Here is a 7,299-nt window from a genome sequence, read left to right on the forward strand (position 1 = left end):
AACTCGGCCTCCTCCACCGGGAGGTCGGCGTTGGCCAGGCACGCCGACACGTGCGCCACCCCGTCCACGCGCTCCCCGGCGAGGGACAGGGCCTGTCTCTTATACACATATAAGAGACAGGGCTGGAACCCTCCGCCGCGTGCCGTCGACAGCACCGAGCCGTCCTCACCGATCAGCGCCACGTCGGTCTTGCTGTTCCCCGCGTCGAGGGCGAGGACCGAAGCGTTCACGCCCACGCCAGGTGCTCCCGGTTGTGGGCGATCAGCCGGTCGGTGAGCTGCTCGGCGTACGCGAACTGGCCCACCAGCGGGTGCGCCAGCAGCGCCTTGTAGACCCGGTCCCGGCCGCCGCGCAGCGCCGCCTCCAGGGCCAGGTCCTCGTAGGCCGTGACGTTGGCGACCAGCCCCGCGAAGAGCGGGTCGAGCGCCGGTACCGCGAGCGGCGCGGCCCCCGAACCGTCCACCCGGGCCTGCGTCTCGATCACCGCGTCGTCCGGCAGGAAGGGCAGGGTGCCGTTGTTGTACGTGTTGACCACCTGCACCGGGGAGCCGCCCCCGCCGAGCAGCGAGGCCGCCAGGTCCACGGCCGCCTCCGAGTAGAAGGCGCCCCCGCGCTTGGCGAGCAGCGCGGGCTTCTCGTCCAGCGCCGGGTCGCCGTACAGGGCCAGCAGCTCCTTCTCCATCGCGGCGACCTCGGCCGCCCGGGACGGCTTGGTGCCCAGCTCACGGACGACCTCGTCGTGCGCGTAGAAGTACCGCAGGTAGTACGAGGGGACGACACCGAGCCGGTCCAGCAGCGGGGCGGGCATCCTCAGGTCGGCGGCGATGGTCTCACCGTGCTCCGCCAGCAGCCGGGGCAGGACGTCCTCGCCGTCCGGGCCGCCCAGGCGCACCCCCAGCTCCCACGAGAGGTGGTTGAGTCCGACGTGGTCCAGGTGCACCTCGGCCGGGGCGACGTCCAGCAGCCGGGCGAACTTGCGCTGGAACCCGATCGCCACGTTGCACAGCCCGACCGCCTTGTGCCCGGCCTGGAGCAGGGCCCGGGTCACGATGCCGACCGGGTTGGTGAAGTCGATGATCCAGGCGTCCGGGTTGGTGCGCCGGACGCGCTCGGCGATGTCCAGGACGACCGGCACCGTGCGCAGCGCCTTGGCGAGGCCGCCGGCCCCGGTGGTCTCCTGGCCGACGCAGCCGCACTCCAGCGGCCAGGTCTCGTCCTGCTCGCGGGCGGCCTGCCCGCCGACGCGCAGCTGGAGCAGCACCGCGTCGGCGCCCCCCACCCCCGCGTCCAGGTCGGCGGTGGTGGTGATCCGGCCCGGGTGGCCCTGCTTGGCGAAGATCCGCCGGGCCAGTGGACCGACGAGGTCCAGCCGGTCGGCCGCCGGGTCGACGAGCACCAGCTCCTCGATGGGGAGGGTGTCGCGCAACCGCGCGAACCCGTCGATCAGTTCGGGGGTGTAGGTGGACCCGCCACCCACTACTGCGAGCTTCATCTCAGCCCTTCACTCCAGTCAGTGTGACGCCCTCGACGAATGCCTTCTGGGCGAAGAAGAAGACGGCGACCACGGGGGCCATGACCAGAACGGTCGCGGCCATGGTCAGGTTCCAGTCGGTGTGGTGCGCGCCCTTGAAGGACTCCAGGCCGTAACTGAGCGTCCAGGCGGCCGGGTTCTCGGAGGCGTAGATCTGCGGCCCGAAGTAGTCGTTCCAGGCGGCGAAGAACTGGAACAGGGCGATCGCCGCGATCCCGGGCTTCGCCATCGGCAGCACGACCCTGAGCAGGGTGCGCAGTTCGCCGCAGCCGTCCACCTTCGCCGCGTCCAGGTACTCGTCCGGGATGGTCAGCAGGAACTGCCGCAGCAGGAAGATGGAGAACGCGTCCCCGAACGCCATCGGGATGATCAGCGGCCAGAGCGTGCCGGACAGGTCCAGCTGCTTCGCCCAGAACAGGTACATCGGGATGATGACCACCTGGGGCGGCAGCATCATCATCGAGATGACCAGCATCAGGGAGAGCCGGCGCCCCCGGAAGCGGAACTTCGCCAGCGCGTAGGCGACGGGTACGGAGGAGACCACCGTCAGGACGGTGCCCACCCCGGCGTACAGCAGGGTGTTGCGCCACCAGGTCAGGAAGCCCGGGGTGTCGAACACGCGCCGGTAGTTGTCCCATTCCCAGGTACGCGGGATCAGGTCCCGGGTCAGCGCCTGCTGGTCGCTCATCAGCGAGGTCAGCACCACGAAGACGAACGGCAGGACGAAGAAGAGCGCGGCGGCCACCCCCAGGGAGTGCACCGCGATCCAGTGCAGCACCGCCTTGCGGCGGGCGGTGCGCAGGGCGGGCGTGGGCGCCTCGGGGGAGGCGGCCGGCGGCCGGGGCGGGTCGAGGAGTCGGGTCATGGCTCAGTCACCGGCCTGGATCAGGTTGTTGCGGCCCCGCATCAGCAGTGCGGTGAAGGCCATGGCCAGGGCGAACAGGACGAGGGCGACCACGCAGGCGGAGCCGTAGTCGAAGCGCTGGAAGCCCAGGTTGTAGACGAGCTGCGGCAGGGTCAGGGTCGACTTGTCGGGGTAACCCGGCTCGAACTGCTGCCCGGAGCCGCCGATCACCCCCGAGGCGACCTTCCCCGCCACCAGCGGCTGGGTGTAGTACTGCATCGCCTGGATCACCCCGGTGACCACGGCGAACAGGACGATCGGCGAGATGTTCGGCAGCGTGACGAAGCGGAACCGCTGCCAGGGCGACGTGCCGTCCAGCTCGGCCGCCTCGTACTGCTCCTTGGGGACGTCCAGGAGCGCCGCCATGAAGATCACCATCAGGTCCCCGATGCCCCACACCGCGAGCATCGTGAGCGCGGGCTTGGACCAGGAGGCGTCGTTGAACCAGCCGGGCGTCGGCAGGCCGAGGTCGCCCAGGATCGAGTTGACCGGTCCCGTCCCCGGGTTGAGCAGGAAGACGAACGCCAGTGTCGCGGCGACCGGCGGGGCCAGGTAGGGCAGGTAGAAGAAGGTGCGGAAGAGACCCGTCCCCGTCTTGATCCTGGTGATCAGCATGCCGGTCCCGAGCCCGAAGACCACCCGGCAGGTGACCATGACGAGGACCAGCCACAGGGTGTTGGCCAGGGACGGCCAGAACATCGGGTAGTCGGTGAAGACGTACGTCCAGTTGGTCAGCCCGTTGAAGGACGGTGCCCCGAAGCCGTCGTACTTCGTGAACGAGAAGTACACGGTCGAGACCATCGGGTACGCGAAGAAGACGGCGAAGCCGATCAGCCACGGCGACATGAAGGCCGCCGTCCGCAGCGCCGACCTGCGGCGCTTGGAGCGGAGCGTGTGCGTGGTCATCGGACTACTTGGCCTTGGCGATGTCGGTGTCGATCTGCGCGGCGGTCTTCTCCAGACCGGCCTTCAGGTCCTTCACCGCGCCCTTCTCGTACTGGAAGCCGAAGTCCTGGAGCGTCTGCTGGTACGTCGCCCCGTTGATCGCCCCGTCCGGGGTGTTGGACTTCGGGTGCTGGGCGATGTCCAGGAACGTCCTGAAGCGCGGGTCGAACTTCAGGCCGGGCGACTTCAGCGCCTCGAAGGTGGAGGGCACGTTGCGGATGCCGTTGGCGAAGTCGACCACCGCCTGGGTGTCGCTGGTCATGAACTTCACCAGCTCCCACGCGGCGTTCTGCTTCTTGCTGGACGGCGCGATGCCCATGATCGTGCCGGACAGGAAGCCCTTGCCGTAGCTGTCGGCCTCGTCGTCGGCGACCGGCATGGGCGCCACCCCTATCTCGAACGGGACCTCGGCGTCCAGGGCCATCCCGAGCCGCCACTCACCGTCGAGCTGCATCGCGACCTGCCCGGTGTGGAAGGGGTGCTTGGCCCCCCACTCGTCACCGAACCTGCCCCGGTACTTCTCCAGCTTCTCGTAGCCGCCCAGGTCCTCGACGAGCTTCTTCTGGTACGTGAACATCTCCGCGAACGCCGGGTCCTCGGCGATGTTCGACTTGCCGTCCTCGTCGAAGTAGGTGTGGTCCCACGACGACAGGTAGTGGTCGGCGACCGTCTCGTAGCCGTGGAAGGTCGGCATGAAGCCGAGCTGCCGGTAGCCGTCGCCCTGGGGGATCGTCAGCTTCTCGGCGACCGAGGCCAGCTCGGACATCGTCTTCGGCGGCGCGGTGATGCCGGCCTTCTCGAAGGCGTCCTTGTTGTAGTAGAGGCCGTAGGCGTCGGCGAGCAGCGGCAGGGCGCAGCGCTTGCCCTCGAACTGCGTGTAGTCGAGCAGCACCTTCGGGAAGGTCTTCTCCAGGTCCAGCCCCGACTTCTCGATGAACGGCGCGAGGTCGGCGAAGGCGCCGGACGAGCAGAACTTGCCGACGTTGGCGGTGGTGAAGGACGAGACCACGTCCGGACCGTTGGAGCCGCCCGCGCGCAGCGCCTGGTTGAGCTTGTCGTCGTTGATGTTGCCGACCACCTCGACCGTGATGTTCGGGTGCGTCTTCTCGAACCGGTCGACGTTGTCCTGGACGGCCTTCACCTCGGCGGGCGAGCTCCAGCCGTGCCAGAAGTTGATCGTGGTCTTCGCGTTCGGGTCGTCGTTCGCACCGGACTCGGCCTGGCCCGTACAGGCGGTGGCGAGCACCGAGAGCGCGGCGACGGCGACGGCTGCGGTGGTCATCGTGCGGCTTCTGCGCATGACAAAGCTCCCAGGGACACATGAGGTGGAGGAGGGGGCGGGGCGGGGACGGATCAGCGTGAGGTGTCGAACACTTCGTCGCGGGTGTCGGCGAGGGCCCGTTCGAGGGCGCCCCGCAGTACGGGGTGGTGGCCGATGAGCCCGAGCGCGAGGCGCGGGCGGGACGCCGCCAGCTCGGCCAGCTCGGACTGGACCAGGGAGAGCAGGAGGTCGCCGCCCGAGGAGACGAGCCCCCCGGACAGGACGATCAGCCCGGGGTCGAGCACCGCGGTGAGCGAGGCGAGGCCGGTGGCCAGCCGCTGGGCGTACTGCCGCAGCAGCTCGGTCAGGGCCGGGTCCGCTTCCCAGGCGGCGGCGGCCCGGGCCAGCAGCCCGGCCGCGACCTCGGCGTACGGCTGGTGCGGGGTCTCGATGCCGAGCGACGTGGCGAGCCGGGGCACCGCCTGGGCGCCCGCCAGCTCCTGGAAGCCGCCCGCGTTGGCCTTGACCACCTGGCGCACCAGGGGCGTCCCGGGCACGGGCAGGAAGCCGACCTCACCGGCGCCGCCGGTGAAGCCGCGGTGCAGCCGGCCGTTGATGACGAGGGCGGCGCCGAGCCCCTCCTCGTTCCAGAGCAGGACGAAGTCCTCGTGGCCCCGGGCCGCGCCGAGCCGCTGCTCGGCGACCGCCACCAGGTTCACGTCGTTCTCGTACTCCACCGGCATCGGCAGGCAGGCGGCCAGCTCGTCCAGCAGGGTGGGGGAGTGCCAGCCGGGGAGGTGCGAGGCGTAGCGCAGCCGGCCGGTGCCGGGGTCGAAGGCGCCGGGGGTGCCGATGACGACGCGGTGCACCTCGGCGCGGGAGATCCCCGCCTCCTTCGCCGCCCCGTCCAGGGCCTCGGTCACCTGCCGCACCACGCCGCCGGCGCGCCGCCCGGGGGTGGGCAGCTCGTACGTGCCGACCGTCTCCCCGGTCACGTCGGCGACGGCCGCGACGATCCGCCGCGCGGTCACGTCGAGCCCCGCCACGTGCGCGGCGCGCGGGTTGACGGCGTACAGCTGGGCGTTGGGCCCGGGGCGCCCCTCGCTCGTGCCCGTGGCGACGACGAGGCCGGCCGCCTCCAGCCGGGCGAGCAGCTGCGAGGCGGTGGGCTTGGAGAGCCCGGTGAGCTTCCCGATCCTCGTCCGGGTCAGCGGACCGTGCTCCAGCAGCAGGTCCAGCGCCGCCCGGTCGTTCATGGCCCGCAGGACGCGCGGGGTGCCTGGTGTGGTGCCGGCCATGAAGAGTGCGCCCCGCCTTCTGTTAGGAAAGTTTCCTGTTCGATGGGAGGAAGGTAGGACGCGCGTCACCGGCTCGTCAATGGTCCGAGGCCTGTGCGTGCCGAAGCGTTATCCAGGGCGTGCCGCGGCGGCCGGCCCGGGCGGTTCGGACGTGCTCGGACGTGCGGAGGGCCCCGCGCGGTCTCGCACGGGGCCCTCCGGTCCGGTCCGGTCCTACTTCGCCATGGTCGGCGGCGGTATCGGGGTCGCCGCCAGCGACTGCGGGGAGGCTGTCTCTTATACACATCGAGACAGGCCGTGTCCAGCGCCCGCTTGATGCGCCACCGCAGCTCCCGCTCCACGCCCAGCGCCTTGCCCGGCATGGTCTTCGCCGTGACCCGGACGGTCATCGAGTCGAGCAGGACCGCGTCCAGGCCGAGGACCTCCACCGGGCCCCACAGCCGCTCGGACCAGGGTTCTTCCTTGGTCATCTCCTCGGTGGCCGCGGTGATCGCGGCGGCCACCTCGTCGAGGTCCTCGGTGGGCGGGACCACGACGTCCACGCCGGCCGTGGACCAGCCCTGGCTCAGGTTGCCGATCCGTTTCACCTCGCCGTTGCGGACGTACCAGATCGCACCGTTGTCGCCGCGCAGTTTGGTGACCCGCAGCCCGACCTCGATGACCTCGCCGGAGGCGACCCCCGCGTCGATCTGGTCACCGACGCCGTACTGGTCCTCCAGGATCATGAAGACACCGGAGAGGAAGTCGGTGACGAGGTTGCGGGCACCGAAACCGAGGGCGACCCCCGCGACCCCCGCGGAGGCGAGCAGCGGCGCCAGGTTGATCTGGAACGCGCCCAGGATCATCAGCGCGGCGGTGCCCAGGATCAGGAACGACGTGACCGAGCGGAGCACCGAGCCGATGGCCTCCGAGCGCTGGCGGCGGCGCTCGGCGTTGACCAGCAGGCCGCCGAGGGCGGTGCCCTCGACCGCCTGCGCGCTGCGGTTCATCCGGTCGATGAGGTTGGTCAGGGCTCGCCGGATCACGTACCGGAGCACCAGCGCGACCGCCGCGATCAGCAGGATGCGCAGGCCGGTGTTCAGCCAGGTGGACCAGTTCTCCTGGACCCACCCCGCGGCGTCGCCGGCCCGTTCGGCGGCTTCGTCCAGCGAGCCGGCCGGCTCGGGCGACGCGGTCGCGGCAAGGAGGGCGGACAGGGACACGGCGGGGACCTCCAGGGGGTGACGGCAGACCAATCAGAGTAACGAAGCGGAGTCGGCGGATCGTTGCCGTTCCCGGGAGAGAGACACGTCTCATCCGCGCACGGGCGCGCCGCAGCGTGGGCGGCCGGTCACGCGGCGCACCGCCCCCGCCGCCGGAC

5 protein-coding genes and 2 pseudogenes are annotated in these 7,299 nt (G+C 70.7%); all 7 read right to left on the reverse strand.

Features of this window, described 5'->3' with window-relative positions; genetic code table 11:
* Positions 1–236, reverse strand: a pseudogene (locus tag IH13_RS42400) (ATPase); the annotation flags it as partial.
* Positions 227–1,492, reverse strand: coding sequence for a 6-phospho-beta-glucosidase (locus IH13_RS0116850; protein WP_031085258.1), 1,266 nt, complete (start codon positions 1,490–1,492; stop codon positions 227–229). The pseudogene IH13_RS42400 and the gene IH13_RS0116850, both read right to left, overlap by 10 nt.
* A 1-nt stretch (position 1,493) precedes the next feature.
* Entirely contained in the window at positions 1,494–2,396 is a 903-nt protein-coding gene (locus tag IH13_RS0116855) for a carbohydrate ABC transporter permease (RefSeq protein WP_031085260.1), read from the reverse strand.
* Positions 2,397–2,399: 3 nt separating this feature from the next.
* Positions 2,400–3,341, reverse strand: coding sequence for a carbohydrate ABC transporter permease (locus IH13_RS0116860; RefSeq protein WP_031085262.1), 942 nt, complete (start codon positions 3,339–3,341; stop codon positions 2,400–2,402).
* Between the two features lie 4 nt (positions 3,342–3,345).
* Entirely contained in the window at positions 3,346–4,680 is a 1,335-nt protein-coding gene (locus IH13_RS0116865; RefSeq protein WP_031085266.1) for an ABC transporter substrate-binding protein, read from the reverse strand.
* Between the two features lie 53 nt (positions 4,681–4,733).
* A complete protein-coding gene (locus IH13_RS0116870) occupies positions 4,734–5,939 on the reverse strand; it encodes an ROK family transcriptional regulator (RefSeq protein WP_031085268.1) in 1,206 nt (401 codons plus the stop codon).
* A 213-nt stretch (positions 5,940–6,152) separates the two neighbouring features.
* A pseudogene (locus IH13_RS0116875) lies at positions 6,153–7,141 on the reverse strand (mechanosensitive ion channel family protein).
* Between the last annotated feature and the right edge of the window lie 158 nt (positions 7,142–7,299).

Origin of the sequence: Streptomyces sp. NRRL WC-3549 (assembly GCF_000721935.1) — a bacterium.
Lineage (GTDB): Bacteria > Actinomycetota > Actinomycetes > Streptomycetales > Streptomycetaceae > Streptomyces.